This window comes from Enterococcus diestrammenae (assembly GCF_049384045.1).
Classification (GTDB): Bacteria; Bacillota; Bacilli; order Lactobacillales; family Enterococcaceae; genus Enterococcus_C; species Enterococcus_C diestrammenae.
Genome location: NZ_JBMRGR010000015.1, coordinates 23497 through 38756, shown reverse-complemented (window position 1 = coordinate 38756; position 15260 = coordinate 23497). Strand labels below are relative to the sequence as shown.

The 15260-nt window shown below is 46.5% G+C and carries 14 protein-coding genes; 9 read left to right on the top strand and 5 right to left on the bottom strand.

The annotated features are described in order from the left end of the window. Positions 1–27 precede the first annotated feature (27 nt). Positions 28–1038: an alpha/beta hydrolase fold domain-containing protein gene (locus ACO03U_RS10625; protein ID WP_204687067.1), complete on the top strand. Its 1011-nt coding sequence runs from the start codon at positions 28–30 to the stop codon at positions 1036–1038. Positions 1039–1160: 122 nt separating this feature from the next. Here ACO03U_RS10625 and ACO03U_RS10620 read toward each other — a convergent pair whose 3' ends face one another. The 4 genes from ACO03U_RS10620 to xdhA all read right to left on the bottom strand — a co-directional run bounded on the left by ACO03U_RS10620 (position 1161) and on the right by xdhA (position 6624). Further along, positions 1161–2582, bottom strand: a complete 1422-nt coding sequence (locus tag ACO03U_RS10620; protein WP_204687066.1) for a uracil-xanthine permease family protein — start codon at positions 2580–2582, stop codon at positions 1161–1163. Positions 2583–2728: 146 nt separating this feature from the next. After that, positions 2729–3247: a xanthine dehydrogenase subunit XdhC gene (xdhC, locus tag ACO03U_RS10615; protein ID WP_161869723.1), complete on the bottom strand. Its 519-nt coding sequence runs from the start codon at positions 3245–3247 to the stop codon at positions 2729–2731. A gap of 1 nt (position 3248) precedes the next feature. After that, positions 3249–4139: a xanthine dehydrogenase subunit XdhB gene (xdhB, locus tag ACO03U_RS10610; protein ID WP_204687065.1), complete on the bottom strand. Its 891-nt coding sequence runs from the start codon at positions 4137–4139 to the stop codon at positions 3249–3251. Between the two features lie 190 nt (positions 4140–4329). Further along, a complete protein-coding gene (gene xdhA, locus ACO03U_RS10605; protein WP_204687064.1) occupies positions 4330–6624 on the bottom strand; it encodes a xanthine dehydrogenase subunit XdhA in 2295 nt (764 codons plus the stop codon). A gap of 740 nt (positions 6625–7364) precedes the next feature. Between xdhA and ACO03U_RS10600 the strand changes: the two genes are divergently transcribed. The 8 genes from ACO03U_RS10600 (at position 7365) to ACO03U_RS10565 (ending at position 13698) form a co-directional block, all read left to right on the top strand. After that, on the top strand, positions 7365–8486 hold the full coding sequence (locus ACO03U_RS10600) for a hypothetical protein (protein ID WP_204687063.1): 1122 nt from the start codon (positions 7365–7367) through the stop codon (positions 8484–8486). Positions 8487–8777: 291 nt separating this feature from the next. Then, on the top strand, positions 8778–10481 hold the full coding sequence (locus ACO03U_RS10595) for a patatin-like phospholipase family protein (protein ID WP_204687062.1): 1704 nt from the start codon (positions 8778–8780) through the stop codon (positions 10479–10481). 47 nt (positions 10482–10528) lie between these two features. Next, entirely contained in the window at positions 10529–10747 is a 219-nt protein-coding gene (locus ACO03U_RS10590; protein ID WP_204687061.1) for a YdbC family protein, read from the top strand. Positions 10748–10806: 59 nt separating this feature from the next. Next, positions 10807–11688 carry a YicC/YloC family endoribonuclease gene (locus ACO03U_RS10585; protein WP_204687090.1) on the top strand — a complete coding sequence of 294 codons (882 nt, stop codon included), beginning with the start codon at positions 10807–10809 and terminating at the stop codon, positions 11686–11688. Positions 11689–11811: 123 nt separating this feature from the next. Further along, the gene (locus ACO03U_RS10580; protein WP_161869729.1) at positions 11812–12093 is read left to right on the top strand and encodes a hypothetical protein; all 282 of its coding nucleotides are present in this window, start codon (positions 11812–11814) and stop codon (positions 12091–12093) included. A 300-nt stretch (positions 12094–12393) separates the two neighbouring features. After that, positions 12394–13008 carry a guanylate kinase gene (gene gmk / locus ACO03U_RS10575; RefSeq protein WP_161869730.1) on the top strand — a complete coding sequence of 205 codons (615 nt, stop codon included), beginning with the start codon at positions 12394–12396 and terminating at the stop codon, positions 13006–13008. Between the two features lie 5 nt (positions 13009–13013). Then, positions 13014–13319, top strand: coding sequence for a DNA-directed RNA polymerase subunit omega (gene rpoZ, locus ACO03U_RS10570; RefSeq protein ID WP_161869731.1), 306 nt, complete (start codon positions 13014–13016; stop codon positions 13317–13319). 172 nt (positions 13320–13491) lie between these two features. Continuing rightward, on the top strand, positions 13492–13698 hold the full coding sequence (locus tag ACO03U_RS10565) for a hypothetical protein (RefSeq protein WP_204687060.1): 207 nt from the start codon (positions 13492–13494) through the stop codon (positions 13696–13698). Between the two features lie 188 nt (positions 13699–13886). Here ACO03U_RS10565 and ACO03U_RS10560 read toward each other — a convergent pair whose 3' ends face one another. Then, entirely contained in the window at positions 13887–15140 is a 1254-nt protein-coding gene (locus ACO03U_RS10560; RefSeq protein WP_204687059.1) for a Fic family protein, read from the bottom strand. Between the last annotated feature and the right edge of the window lie 120 nt (positions 15141–15260).

Here is a 15260-nt window from a genome sequence, read left to right as displayed (position 1 = left end):
CAAGCGAACTTATCAAAGGAGGAGCCTATGCGATTTTCCGCGAAATTTGTCAAGCAGGTTTTCAAAGTGATCCATATGAAAAAATTGGTGGGCAAAAATATGGTGGATCCTCCACCGCGACTAGAGCTTAATGCGCAACAGCTAAAGCGTAGCCAGCTGCCGCAACGTCAGGAGACCATCGGAGCGTCGGACCTGATTACCTTATTTCCGGCCCATCCTACGACGCAGCATGTGTTTTATCTTCATGGGGGTGGCTATGCGTTAGAAGCCTCACCTTTTCATAAAAAAATTCAGGCGTATTTTGTCAGTAAGTATGGCTTAAAAGTCAGTGCCTTTGATTATCCTTTGGCACCGGAGCATACGGCAGAAGTGACCTTATGCGAGACGTTAAAAGCCTTCCAACGACTGGTATTTTTGTATCCCGATGATCAATTTTATTTGTTTGGTGATTCAGCGGGAGGTGGGTTGGCCCTAAGTTTGGCCCAGCATTTGCGGGATTTAGCGCTGGCAGAAGTCCCAGTAGAGCCCGCAAATTCAGCTGCTAGCTCGGCGCCAAATCCCTCGCCAAGCCCAGGAGCAGAGCCTTTATCAGAAGCCGGCTTAGCGGATCTTCGTCAGACTGCAAGGCACCGGCCGCAGAAGTTGGCGCTGATTTCTCCTTGGTTGGATTTGACGTTACAAGATCCTCGTATCGCAGGGATTGAAAATCGTGATGTGCTGCTGGAACGGGAGCTGTTGGCAGAAGCCGCCGCCAATTATGCCGGTGATTTGGCGCTGACGGATCCGCGGGTGTCGCCTTTGTTTGGAGAGCTGACGGATTTGGGTGCGTTATTGGTCATCAGTGGCACCGACGATATCCTCAATCCGGATGTGCTAAATTTAGAGGAACGGTTGCAGGCGCTGGGTTCGCCAGATTCCACGGGTACCCAACTGACCTTGAGTATCGCCCCAGAAATGATGCATGATTTTGTGGTTTATCCCCTAAAAGAATCAGCGCCTTATCTGGATCTGATTGGTAATTTTTACACGGAAAAATAACAACGAAAAAGCTTGTCCTAGTTGGCGCTCCTTGTGAAAATCGTGGGAGGACCTTGATGGACAAGCTTTTTGTGGTTTTTCGAGGTGCGGAGCTCAACGTCTAGTTTTGCAAAACTTGGGAGTTATTCTGCTGTTTCCACTTCGCAATCCGGTGCTGCGGTGCTGGGGGCTTTAGCGGCTTTGCTTACTAGTTGTCGAAAATTGAAGAAGAAGTTTAAGGAAATCGAAGTCAACGCACCCGCCAAAATCCCAGAGCCAAAAATGTTTTGCACCAACTGAGGAAATTCCCCATAAAAGTGAGGGTAAACGGAAGGCAACATAGCCACACCGACACTGAGACCGATAATTAACATGTTTTGATTGCCGCTAAAATCTACCTGTTTCAACATATTGACGGCACTACCGATGATGACGCCAAAAATTGCAAAACCGACGCCTCCTAAGACGGGGGTTGGTATTGCCGCAATCACTGCTGACAATTTAGGGACAAAGCCCGCTAATAATAACATCCCACCAGCTGCAGCAGTGGCGTAACGACTTTTTTCTTTGGACAGATCTAAAATACCTAGATTTTGTACGAAGGCGGTGGGCTGCACGGCATTGAAGCCGCCGGAGACGAAAGTTGCTAGACCTAAAGTGCGTAAAGTCTTGCCAAATTGGGCCTCATCCATCTCTTTGTCCACGATGGCATGGATTCCCATAGAGGTGCCGGAGACTTCCACCATTCCCAAAATCATCACGATCAAATAACTTGGCAGCAAGCTGAGATTCAGCTTAGGTAAACCGTAATGCCCCGGCAAATTTAAGGCGAACCAAGGCGCGTCAGCCACTGGAGAAAGGTCCACCATGCCCATGAAGCCTGCGACAACGGTTCCGACCAACAAAGCAATCAAAATGGTTAGATTACCTAACAGGCCTTTGAGAAACTTACTCAAAGTAACGTGAAATAAGAAGATCCCTAAGGCTAATAAAAAGGGCTGGAGGGGAATCGCTTGGGTCAAATCGTTGGCGGCGGTTCCCATCATCCAATGAAAAGTGTTGGGTAATAAAGCCACCCCTAACACCATTAAGTTGGTACCCACGACAATCGGCGGGAAAAAGCGTTTCAGTTTGACCCAGACGCCGGCTAATAAAAAACAGCAGAGTCCAGCAAACATGGTACAGCCGGCCACCAATGCAAAGCCTTCCTTGATACTAGTAGCGCCTGTCAAAGTACTGGAAACCACTGGTATAACAGCGAAGTTTGCTCCCAATGCCATGGGAATTAATGGGCTAGTACGGGGGAGTAGATTTAACGACGCCAATAAGGAGCTAATCCCAGCACAAAAAATAATAGCGCTTACAAAATAACGTGTTTCAGTCGGACTCAAGCCAGCGTTGGCGGAGATGATCAAAGGAACCGGTATAGCTGCTAAAATGGCGATGACCCCATGTTGGAAGCCTAGAGGGAGTAGCTGGCTCAAAGGTAACTTGCGATCAGTGGGAGTCGTCGTCTCAGCGGTAGTAGAAGCCGTTTTTGGCAGTGTAACAGCTTTGTCAACCATGGAAAAACTCCTTTCAATAGCTCATTTTTTAATGATTACAAAAGCTGTGGGCAAGTTGGGATTGCCACAGCTTTTGCAAATGGTTAAGTGGTGAGAGGGGTAGCAAAATGACCGCTACCTGTTCACCTTTTCGGGAATAGCGCTGTTTATTTTTCCTGTAAATTGCGGCGTGTGGCTGTATTTTCCACCGCATCGACAATCTTTTGATATCCGGTACAGCGGCACATATTACCGGAGAGCCCTCGGCGAATTTCTTCCCGTGTCGGATTGGGTATTTCATCCAACAATGATTTACTAGAAATAATCATCCCGGGAATACAAAAGCCGCATTGGACAGCACCAGCATCCACATATTCTTCTTGAATGTCGCTTAAAGTACCATCAGGATCGGTGATGCCTTCGATGGTGGTGACATTGTGATCTTGTGTCCACACCGCCAAGTAAAGGCAACTATCTACGGTGTGGTCATCGATCATGACGGTACAGGCACCACATTCGCCGACGCCACAGCCTTCTTTGGTACCCATCAGACCGAATTCTTCCCGTAAGACTTCCAATAAACTTTTGCGGACATCCACGGTACAGGTGACGGGTTCGTTATTTAAAGTAAAGGTGATTGTTTGGGTTGGCACCGCTGGGAGGGCGCTAGTTGTAGGTATACTCATCTTAATTGGCCTCCTTTTGATGGGCAGATACTTTCAACGCTTCTACGATATTGCGACCTGGCAAGAGTTTTACTAAGTGGTCCCGGTATTCTTTGGAAGCCCGCCAAGAATCCCGAGTCTTGGCATCTTCTAAGCATTTTTTACCGATGGCTTTTAAGTTATCATCAGTAATCGGCAACCCTTTGGCAAACTCTTCAGCCTTCGTCATGCGAATCGGTGTCGGTGCCGCAACACCAAAGCAAATCCGCAAGTCTTCCATCACACCGGAGGATTCTTTCACCAAAGTGGCACAGCTGAGGTTGGCGATATCCAGAGCTTGGCGTTGGGCAAATTTTGTATAGTGACCAACGTAGCCTTGGTAGTCTTGGCGGCGAATTTTGATTTTTACCAAGATTTCCCCGGGAGCCAAGTCCACCCAGCCAGCACCTTTATAGAAGTTAGCGATGGGGACGTTTTTCACTCCAGTGGCGGTATGGATTTCTAACAAGGCATTATAAGCAAACAAGGTTGGGGCGCTGTCGGCGGAAGTTGCACCGTTACAGACATTGCCACCAATTGTACCAACGTTACGGGTTTGGGGTCCTCCCACCAAAGCCACAGCCTCTCCTAAAAGCGGTACGTATTGTTGGATGATTGGGTGGTGTTCAATGGTGGTGAAAGTATTCATGGCACCAATCACCACGGTCTCTTCTTCGTCTAGATAGATTTTTTGTAGCTCAGGGATGCGAGTGATCCCGATCAAATCGCAGTCCACGTAGCCTTTTTTTAGTTCCCGGGCTTTGACTAAGACATCGGTCCCTCCCGCCACCAACCGAGCGTCAGGCTTTTCGGCGGTGATGGCAAAGACTTCTGATAGGGTTGTGGCTTCATGGTAGCCAGTAATTGCGTACATAATGATGCTCCTTTCTCGTGCTAAGGGAATGATTTTGCAAACGGCGAAAAATCAGTTTGCTTCTCGAGGCGTATCCCACCTGTTGACATGGGGTTAAACTGATGGCTGCCAAGCGACATTGCAAGACCAGCCTCATAAGGAGGGGAGGAGTGCTTGCTTCATGTGCCCTCCTTGTGACGGTTAGTCAAACTTACTCTTCAATCACGCCGGCCTGCTTTAAGGCTTCAAAGACTTTTTGAGGAGCCAAAGGAATCTGATTGATGGCGACTCCGGTAGCGTTTTTGACGGCGTTGCGAATTGCTGGTGCGGGGGAACACAAGGGATTTTCACCGAGAGATTTATTCCCATAAGGCCCTAATGGATCTTCGGACTCGATAAAGGCCATCTCAAAATCAGGTAAATCCATCGTGGTAGGGATTTTATAGTCCAACAGGTTGTTGTTCAATGGTTTGCCTTCAGGACTATAGCGTAAGCCTTCACTTAACCCAAAGGCTACCCCCATCGCCATCCCGCCTTCCACTTGACCACTTGCCAGTAGCGGATTGATAATCTTGCCGGAGTCGTGGACATTCATACAGCTCAATAAGGTGATTTGACCGGTTGCTACATCGACTTCCACTTCGGCAAAGGTACAGCCACAGGCATAGGAGTTGTGGTGAATATTGACAGAGGATTCTGCCACGATGGCCCGGCCGTGCGCCATATCATAGAAGGAGGCCATGGCAAAGTCCGCCATGGAGACGACTAGCTGGTTGTTGTGGGTGTAGACGATATTGTTATCCACAATGTCTAGATACTCTGTGCGAATATCGTAAAGTTCCGCTGCCCGTTGCAAAATTTTGGCTTTCATCTTTTCGGCGCATTCTTGTACGGCAAAACCGGTGATATAGGTTTGTCGCGAGGCATAAGCACCAGTATCAAAGGGATCGATATCGGTGTCGGTGATGGCATCTCGAATGATTTTGTCGTAGCTCACTCCTAGTGTGTCGGCGGCCATTTGGCTAAAGGTTGTGTCCGAACCTTGCCCGATTTCTGTCGCTCCGAGCATCAGTTTGAAGGAACCATCTTGGATCAAAATCAAACGCGCACCAGCAACTTCTAAGCCAAAAGGATAGGTACCAGAACCGTAAGAAAAGCTGGCAACACCGACGCCACGACGCTTATCGCCAGTTTTGTAGTTTTGGCTATCGGCGAGCTTGCGGTCATAATCAAAGGCTTCCCGTCCCCGTTTGAGGCAGTCGTTAATCTTGAAGTTGAATTGTTGCACCTGACTCAAGGAATTAAGGTAGCCCTCTGGACGAGTATTTTGCAGGCGAAAATCAATCGGGTCCATTCCAAGTTTGTCCGCTGCATCATCAATGGCGGCTTCCAAGGCATACATCACTTGAGGAATCCCGTAGCCCCGCATCGCACCAGCTGCAGCGATGTTAGTGTAGACCGTTTTAGCGGCATAGCGGAGATTATCTGAAGCATACAAGGCGTTGATAAAGCTGCCGCCTTTGCCCCCGATGGCGTGACCGTGGGAAGCATAACCTCCTTGGTTGCTGAGGACATCAAAGTCGATGGCGGTGATGTGCCCATCTTGTTTCACTCCGAGAGCCACTTGGTAATCAATCGCGTGACGAGTCCGCGTGTTGGCTAAGGATTCTTCGCGAGTTAAGTTGATTTTCACCGGACGACCACCACACAGCATGCTGAGAGCCACGACTAAAGGTTCAATGGTGATATCCTGTTTGTTCCCAAAACCGCCACCGATGAAAGGTTTTTTTACGCGGATTTGTGACCAGGGCAGACCTAGCGCTTGACCGATAATCCGCCGGCAGATGTGAGGAATTTGAGTGGAACTGATGCAAATCCAGCGTTGATCTTCGCCACGATAAGCGACTGCCACTTGTTTTTCCATGTGGGCGTGTTGTTGGACACCAGTGGAGAATTCTTCTTTAATGACTACGTCTGCTTCAGCTAGGCCGGTGTCAATCTCTCCAAAACCGACATTTGTGTTGGCAATGATGTTGTCTCGTTCTGGATGGATACGACGGGCATCAGGGGCCATAGCAGCTTGCGGCGTTAGGTAGACCGGGTATTCTTCGTAGGTGACTTTGATTTTACTGACGGCGATTTCCGCTGCCAGCTCAGTTTTGGCTACCACCGCGGCGATTTCTTCTCCATAGACGTGGATCTCGCGGTTGAGCATCAGGCGGTCTTCGATATCCCGTTTGGCGGGAATCATAGCGTAAGGGTGACCAGCTGTGGCGTATTGGTTCTGGGGCAAATCTTCCGGCAATACAATCTTGATAACGCCAGGGACTTGGCGAGCTTCAGTGAGGTCGTAGTCTACCACGCGTCCGTGGGCGATGGTGGCGCGCAAAATTTTGGCATACAGGCAGTTGCGAATGGCAAAATCATCGGTAAAATTGGCTTCCCCTTTGACTTTGGCGATGGCATCCCACCGGGTCTCATTGTGGCCGATTGTCTGGTGTTTCATGTAAAAGCTCCTCTCTTATAAAACTTTGATTTTGCAAAATAATATTTTTTAGTGGCGGTTGTAAAAAAAGATGCGTCTAGGGTACGCAGATTTTGTAACCGCTTTAATTACAGTGAGAATTGTAGCACTGCCTGTCGGGAAGGGCAATTGGGATTTTCTTCAGATAACGTTCCTTTACTTTGAAGGTGCCGCTTTTTTAAAATACGAGGCAGCAGTTGGCGTCCGCTTGAGGAAAAGCGATTGGTTGGTCGTAGTAAATCGTTTAAAAAATAACGATGATAATCGTTTTCAATTGGAGATTTCATTAAGAAATAGGTTTTTGAATACTGATACAATGGTTTTAAATTGAAAAACCGTTAGCGCTATACTTTTTGAATTATAACGAAAGACCAGAAGAGCTGGTAGCTGTTTCTTCTGATAGTAGCTGACTTTTTATCCCCAGTTAGCCAACGAGTTTTTAGATAAAACTAGCTGGCCTTCGCGTATCTTACGGATAGCAAACCTTGTTGGTAGCAATTCTTGCCGGTTTAATCATCCGCGGGGGATCGCTTATCCAGTCAATAAATCATGTCCTCAGAAATCTTTCGCCTAGCTTTGCTTTGATTCTTAAGCTGAAAGGCTTGCTTCTCGCTAGGTTTTTTACAGAGGATTCTGAAAACTCGTCATTTTACGATGAAAAAGCTGTTATACTTGAAGAAAAATGGGTCACGGGGTTGTTTGACGAATAATAGGAGGCATCTATGAAAAAGTTTTTACCGATTTTAGTGGTGGCGGCAGTGATTGGTTTTGGGGGAGGTCTGCTGGCAGGTGGGGCAGATAGCTCAGTGCTTGTCGGAAATCTAGATCCAGATCAGCTGATCAAGGACCTTGTTTTGGTTAGCTTAGCACTGCTGGTTTCGTTTTTCTTACAGATTATCATTCATGAGTTAGGGCATTTGGTGATGGGGCTTTTCAGCGGTTATCGCTTTGTCAGTTTTCGCATCATGAATCTGCTAATTGCGAAAAATGACCAAGGAAAGCTACAAGTGACGCAGTATGCTGTCGCCGGTACTGGCGGGCAGTGCTTGATGGCGCCACCGGCATACCGAGAAGTGGGGTTTCCCTATAGACGTTACCTTTGGGGCGGGGTTTTGGCCAATGCTGTGGCGAGTTTTTTGGTTTGGCTGATGTTAGGGAGTAGTTCGCTTTTTGGGCTGACTTTTGTTTTTGTTGGTATTTTGATGGTTGTCACCAATGGCTTGCCGATGCAATACAATGATGCCCGTACGATTCAGTTGGCCGGGCAAAGTTCAAATAACCAACGCATCCTCTACAATGGCTTGGCGATCAATCAACTCTCCGCAAAAGGGGTGACTTACACGGAGATGCCCGACGAACTTTTTGCCCTGGTGCCGCCGGTTCCCCAATATACCTACCTTAATACCCAGCAAGAACTGATGCGGGTCAATCGTTTAATGGACGAAGGGCGGTTGGAAGCGGCGCGGGATTTATTGGAAGATTTGTGGAGTAAAAAGGAGCAAATCGCGTTTCCTCACTATCAAGGGGCCATCGCAGGAGAGCTGATGGGATTGTTATGTTTGCTAGCGCCCACTGATCCTCGGATTGCTACCCTCTGGCAAACCCCTCGGCTGCAACAACTGTTGCAACAGCCGTTGATGGGCACTTTTCGCCTAAAAGCGCTTCACGCCAAAGTGGTGGAAAAAGACGATATCAAAGCAATCCAGTTCCTACAAGAAGGTTTGACAAAAAAAGATAAGATGCCAACGTTCGGCGAAGCAAAGTTGGAGGAAAAATTGCTGAGACATTTATTGACTCGTTGGCAAGCTTCTGGTGAACTAGTGACGCCAGGTGACAGCGAATAAAGGTCGTTAAAAAATATCGGAGCTTTGAGGAAAGGCTGGGATCAATCATGTCAGACGGTTTTAGTCTAGCGATACTTGTCTTCATAAATGGGCTCGACCACTCCTTTGCAAAGGATGGAAGCCGGATTTTTTAAGGGGAGCCTGCTGCATGGTATACTTAATAAGAATATTCTGGCGAAAGATAGGAGCGCGTGGGACAGCAAAGCCTCATCAAAAACTGCAACAATGATGGCTGAGTTTCTGTTCCTAACCGTTGTTTTTGTCAGAAATGAGGAAATAGGGGGGACCCATTTGCAGATTGAGAAACTTTATCCTAGTGATTTTTTGGTGACAGATGCGACTTTTCAGAAAAGTCGCCTGTTGTTGCCCTTTTATGGCAGCCATTCTCGTGGACGGGAACAGTTACTGGCGGCAGTCAAAGCCGGCAGTGCCTATCAGTTGGTACAAGGAGGGCGTAAATTTTATTTAGCAGCAGAAGAGACGTTGCGGGAGCGACTGACGGTGACGAATTTCCTGGCAGCACCTCGGGAAGAGTTATTGTCTGAGGAGGAAGATTTGACTTGGAGGACCTTGCTGACGCTTTTGGAAGCTGTGGCTCGCAGGCGTTTTGTGAGAGAACTACGGTTGGCTTTTGAAACCACTGAAAGTAACCGAGAGTGGCTAGCCAAGCAGGGTTATGTCGAGACTGCTCGAGGATTTGAGAAGACACTTAGCTATCACACGGGTATCGTCCTTGGTGGCGGTGGGGCTCGCGGTGGCTACCAAATCGGCGTTTGGCAAGCCCTTAAAGAGTTGGAGATTACTGCTGAGTTGATCACCGGTACCTCAGTGGGGGCGCTAAATGGTGGCTTACTGTTGGTAGGAGATGTCCCCGCAGCCAAGCAACTATGGTTGGACATCAGTACCGATCAAGTCTTGCAATTTCCGCAAGCCGCCGCTGACAATACGAGTTTGAGCTTGTTATTGCAACAGGTGCGTTCTTTGGCGGTAACTGCGCTACGAGACAATGGGGCCAGTACCGAGCCTTTAGAAAAATTGATTCATCAAGCTTTGAAGGTTGAAAAAATGCAGGAAAATCCGGCTGAACTCTTCGTCTGTGCTACTCATTTGCCAGACTTTAATGAGACGGTCATTCATTTCGATAAGACAAAAGTCGTGGAACAATTGGATTGGTTAATCGCTTCTGCTTCCTTTTATCCCGCTATGAAAGCCAAAGAAATCAACGGCGAATACTATATGGATGGCGGCTACCGTAATAATTTGCCTGAAGATGTCGCTTTGAAACAAGGAGCCACCGAGTTGATTGTGGTGGATGTAGAGGGTCCAGGTTTTGTCAAACGGACGCCAATTCCTGCGGGGGTAGCGAAAGTTACCTTTGATTCTCCTTGGACATTGGGAAGCTTTTTGGTATTTGATCCAGAGCGTTCTCGGGTCAATTACCAGTTGGGTTACTTGGAAACGCTGAAATATTTCGGTCGCTATGCCGGACATTGGTATACCTTTGAGCAGGCCCAAACTGCCTTCTTTCAAAAAGCTTGGTTGGCATTTGTTCGGCGCCATCAAAAAGCCGATAGTCCTTTGTGGCAAATCATCAAAGACCGCAGTTTTTGGCAAAAGCTGCGCCGCGGTCTAGGGGTTAAAGTCGCCTTTGAAACGGCGGGCTTGACCTTGGCTGAATATGGGGGGATGTTATTGAATATCCCACCAGAAGTTATTTATCCAGCTGAAGCGTTTGTTACCGAGTTGGCCAAAGCTTGTCGGGCCCAAACCGAGCCAGTGGGAGCTGTACTTTCAGTGGGGGAATGGCTTCACCAATACCGAGAACGATTAGTGGCCTTTTCAGATACCCGTCAACTGCTGTATTGGCGCCGTAGTTTTGAAGCCAAGGTCGAGGTTTCTCGGCGATTGCTAGAATTAACACCGATCACAGCTGTGGCTGGGGCCTTTTTGCAGGAGTTGACCGCTACCACTGAGACAGAAACATCAGAAGAATAAACTTGTCGTTCCGGTTTGATGCCGGGAAACGCAGAATGGAGGCTAACATGGCACAAGAATTTTCCTATGAAATTTTAGAAGAAATTGCTGTTTTATCAGAAAATCCCAAAGGCTGGCGCAAAGAATTTAACCTCGTGAGTTGGAATGGTCGTCCGGCGAAGTTTGATATCCGTGACTGGGCGCCAGACCATGAGAAGATGGGCAAAGGGGTAACCTTGTCTAACGAAGAATTTGCCGCCTTAAAAGAAGCCATCGAAAAAATGTAGGTAGTTAGAAGGAACCACGAAGTCACTAGCAATCAAAAATAAAAGGTGGAAGTCAAATGTTGAAAAGTATGACGGGCTTTGGGGAAAGTACCCAAGTCAATGGGCATTATAGCGTCACGGTCGAGATCAAAAGCGTCAACCATCGTTTTTTAGATATTCAGATTCGTAGTCCCAAGCAAGTGAACGCCTACGAGACCCAGATTCGCCAAATCATCAAGGACACGTTACCTCGGGGGCGGGTGGAGGTCTTTATCACCATCAAAGAAACCAGCGATGAAGGGAAAAAGGTGGCGATTCATTGGGGGTTGATCGATCAACTGGTGACGCAATTGCAAGTCGGCGCTGCCAAATATGGCGCGACGGATTTACCAGTTTCTCAGATTATCCAGCAGGTGGTGACGTTGCCAGATTTTGTGGAGATTACCGAACAAGAGCAAACAGATGAGAGTCTAGCGGGGCTGTTGTTAGCAGCAGTGACGGAAGCTTGTGGCCAAAATGCTGCTTCTCGCCTGATTGAAGGGGCAGGCTTAGAAGCTGTGATGGTGGCTAATCGTCAAGTTATCGGGGCTGCCCTGACGCAATTGTCGGAATTTGTCACGGTGTATGAAGCGGAATTCAGCGCTCGTTTCCAACAAAAATTGCAGGACTACTTGGGTAGCAGCGTGGATCAGGAACGTTTGCTGACGGAGATGGCTTTGTTATTGGAACGGGGAGATATCCATGAGGAGTTGGATCGACTGGCGATTCATCTGAAAAAATTCGACCAACTAGTAACCAAAGAAGAACCCGTGGGCCGGGAGTTGGATTTCTTGATTCAAGAAATGAACCGGGAAATCAATACCATCGGCTCGAAATCTGGGGCCATCGAAATCAAAGAATTGGTAGTCCAAATGAAAACCACCGTGGAAAAAATCCGGGAACAAGTCCAAAACGTGGAATAACGCGACCACCAACTTTTCATCACTAAATTAGCAGTCGGATATTTTCCCAAAGTAGCTACAGACGGCTATAATGAAAGTATCAAGGCGGCAACTAGCACCCGCCACAAGAAAGGTGGCAAACAAATGAACTATTATGATATTACTTTCCACGGTATCAGTGGACGATCGGTGATTAAGCGGACGGTGCCTTCTGAAAAAGATCCTTATGAGGCTTGGCAAGATGCTTGCGCTCAGATTACCGACGAAGAGATTCGCTTGTTAGTCAATGACACCTACGTCACCATGCGCCGCTCATTAATCGCCCGCATCGATGTCGAACGGGTTACCGATCCCTTGGAAGAAGCTCAAAATCGGAAAGATGAGCTTCGTAACGTCATTAATACGCTATCGAACATGGGCTTTTAACTGAGTTGACCCGCCAGCTTCGGAGGACTACCGAAAGTGGCGGGTCAGATTTTTTTGATCAGGCTCTTGCGCAATTTAGGTGCGATATCTCGGAGAAAGAACAGTCTGGGGCGGGATTATTTTTCCCTAAATCCTAAAGAATTCACGAGAAAGTGTAAGTCTTACTTGAAACTTTCGCGAAAAAAGTGCAAAATAGACGAAAAGATAGACTGGGACTTTGTGTGTAGTTTTCGGTGGCGAGCCGGTTTTTTTATTTTCCGAACCGTCGTCGGGGCGTCCCCAACGAGAAAGGAAGTAAACATGTCAGATCGAGGGTTATTGATCGTCTTGTCCGGGCCTTCCGGAGTGGGTAAAGGCACTGTCAGAAAGGCGATTTTTGAGAGTGATGACAATGAATTTGAATATTCGATTTCCATGACTACCCGTCCGATGCGAAAGGGAGAAGTCGAGGGTGTGGATTATTATTTCCGTACCAGAGAGGAATTTGAAGCGCTGATTGAAGCTGGTGAGATGCTGGAATATGCCGAGTATGTCGGTAATTATTATGGGACCCCGCTGTCTTACGTACAAAAAACCTTGGATCAAGGCAAGGATGTTTTCTTGGAGATTGAAGTCCAAGGCGCTCGCCAGGTGAAAGAAAAAGTGCCAGATGGCGTCTTTATTTTCTTGACCCCGCCAGATTTGCATGAATTGAAAAATCGGATTGTCAATCGTGGCACCGATGCGATGGAAATCATCGAAGAACGGATGAAAGTCGCTCGCGAAGAGATTGAGATGATGGCCTTGTATGACTATGCAGTGGTTAACGATGAGGTGCCAAAAGCGGTGGAACGCATCAAAGATATCATCGCCAGTGAACACTTTCGCGTCGACCGAGTCATCGGAAAATATATCAAAATGTTAGAGGAGATGTAAGACTTATGATGCTAAAACCGTCCATCGATAAATTATTAGATCGTGTCAATTCAAAATATTCCTTGGTGATTCTTGCTTCCAAGCGGGCTCACGAACTGGATGCCGGTGCGAAACCAACTGTTGAAAGTTTTGATTCAGTGAAATCTGTCGGCCAAGCTTTAGAAGAAATCGAAGCTGAAACAGTCATCAACGATCCTCATCCAGAAATCAAACGTGCTCGGATCAAGATGGAAGAGGAAGAAAAGAAAGCCCAACAAGAACGGGATCAAAAAGAAATGGAAAAGAAAATCCGCGACGAACATAAGATGTAAGAAGATGATGAAGCCCAACTGTGTGCGTGCAGTTGGGCTTTTTGAGTGTTTAAACCGGATAGTTGAGATTAAAACAGTTACTAAACTAGTGCTTTTGAGAGAGGTAGACCTCCGTGTATGGATATGCTACTTTGGCAGTAAAGAAAAGTTGATGGTTGAAAGGAGACTAGCAATGAATGAGAAAGACATGATTGAACATGAAAAAGCTGATAGAAAAGTTTTTTTGAAACAACACGAAAAGGGAGCTTCACCCGTTGACGCTAGCACAACTGTTTCAAAACGAGAATTGGCCATTTATTTGGCGGTGAAAGGCTACGACACCGCTACTGAGATGCACGAAGAAATCTTAGGGGATTTGTACAATCAATTGCCAGATTAAATAGACTCGTGGTCTTGCCAAGTTTAGTTCAAAAGGGACACCACTTGTTTCTTTTCCTAGAAGCGAGTGGTGACCCTTTTTAAAAGTTCTTATTCTAACAACAAATCCACTATTTCCTTTTGAATTATCACTATACCTAAAATTTCTAGTTTTACCGGAGAGTCGAACTACTAGAAATCCACCTCTTGCTATTCACTATCTGTTTTTTTCTCTAACCTATTCTGGAAAGCGGGACTTAAGCGGAATTTAGCCGGTCGTTCGCCAACTCTTTCGATAAATCCTTGACCCTCTAACAAATTCTCGGCTTTCCTTTGTTTATGCTCCGACCAAGCTCCTTCTTCAAAGTGGGAATGGATATCTTTTCTAGTAAGACTTTTGACGCTACTGCCATAAACTGCATGATCGTAGTAGAGCCAAAATACTTTTTCCTCAAAGTCTGAAAGCTGGGCCTCTTTAATAAAATTCACAGCCCTTTTCGTTTCCAGCTGACTTCGGTTTAGCAAATACGCAATCTTCTCTTGCGCCTCATACAGCAGTTCCAACAAGTTCAGGACAAAAAACGTCCCTTCAGCATAATTTTCTTGATCTGAAGTAATGACAAAGGCTTTCTCGTAGGCTTTTCGATTAGCAACAGTACTACTGGACATGAGTAAGCTTGAAAAAACATCCAGTTCAAAACCCAGATAATTCGCTAATAAATACCTGCCAACGCGGCCATTGCCATCATAAAAAGGGTGGATATATTCAAACATATAATGAGAGAGCAGCACTCTGACCAACGAGGGGAAATTCAGATCTTCCAGATTCAAAAAATCCAGCATGATCTGTAGTTGTTCTTCGATTTTCTCTGGGTCTTCCCCTACATGAACCGTGGCGAAATCATCACCAATCATTACTTTATCTTGTCTGAATAAGGCATCTGCTTCGATTGTTGCCTCGTCCTCAACTTCGTCAGCAACCAACTCATTATAGATTGCTCTTACTGTTTCTGGTGAGGTGATTCTGCTGGAATGACCACTACCGATTTTCTTATATAAAAGGGAAAGGCCTTTAAACCGATGGCGGGCTTTCTTATCATTTAGTGAATCCAGGGCTTCTTTGAGCTCTTGTCGGGTACTTTTCACACCTTCGTATTCATTGGTTGCTTGCATTTCTTCGATTAACAGAAAATCCAAAAACTCATGGTAGCGGTTCTCGGTAAGGTCCAATTCAAAGGCTAACAATTGCCGGGACACCTTCTGGATATTATTTATTAAAGAGGTAATCTCTGGAATGTTGTTGGCCCATAACTCATTGGTGATACGCTTAAGTTTGACGCCGTTGTTAATCGGTGAGATGTAAAAGCCGGTTTTCATCGCGGAAGGGGAGTGAAATCGTGATGTAAATTCCACTTTGGGGTCTTTTCTCATATATTTAAATCGTTTAATTTCTTTATAAGCCACTATAACTCACCTCTATCATTAAAAAGTTTACCTGATTTTAACATTAGAAAGGAGATTGTTCAATTTTCTAGTGAATAATTGCTAATCTTCTTATGATAATTTTTGACAATCAGATTTACT

What these genes read in the sequence shown, in the direction of transcription:
- ACO03U_RS10625 (WP_204687067.1), top strand. Translation starts at nt 28, where the DNA reads ATGCGATTTTCCGCGAAATTTGTCAAGCAGGTTTTCAAAGTGATCCAT.
- ACO03U_RS10620 (WP_204687066.1), bottom strand. Translation starts at nt 2,582, where the DNA reads ATGGTTGACAAAGCTGTTACACTGCCAAAAACGGCTTCTACTACCGCT.
- xdhC (WP_161869723.1), bottom strand. Translation starts at nt 3,247, where the DNA reads ATGAGTATACCTACAACTAGCGCCCTCCCAGCGGTGCCAACCCAAACA.
- xdhB (WP_204687065.1), bottom strand. Translation starts at nt 4,139, where the DNA reads ATGTACGCAATTACTGGCTACCATGAAGCCACAACCCTATCAGAAGTC.
- xdhA (WP_204687064.1), bottom strand. Translation starts at nt 6,624, where the DNA reads ATGAAACACCAGACAATCGGCCACAATGAGACCCGGTGGGATGCCATC.
- ACO03U_RS10600 (WP_204687063.1), top strand. Translation starts at nt 7,365, where the DNA reads ATGAAAAAGTTTTTACCGATTTTAGTGGTGGCGGCAGTGATTGGTTTT.
- ACO03U_RS10590 (WP_204687061.1), top strand. Translation starts at nt 10,529, where the DNA reads ATGGCACAAGAATTTTCCTATGAAATTTTAGAAGAAATTGCTGTTTTA.
- ACO03U_RS10580 (WP_161869729.1), top strand. Translation starts at nt 11,812, where the DNA reads ATGAACTATTATGATATTACTTTCCACGGTATCAGTGGACGATCGGTG.
- gmk (WP_161869730.1), top strand. Translation starts at nt 12,394, where the DNA reads ATGTCAGATCGAGGGTTATTGATCGTCTTGTCCGGGCCTTCCGGAGTG.
- rpoZ (WP_161869731.1), top strand. Translation starts at nt 13,014, where the DNA reads ATGATGCTAAAACCGTCCATCGATAAATTATTAGATCGTGTCAATTCA.
- ACO03U_RS10565 (WP_204687060.1), top strand. Translation starts at nt 13,492, where the DNA reads ATGAATGAGAAAGACATGATTGAACATGAAAAAGCTGATAGAAAAGTT.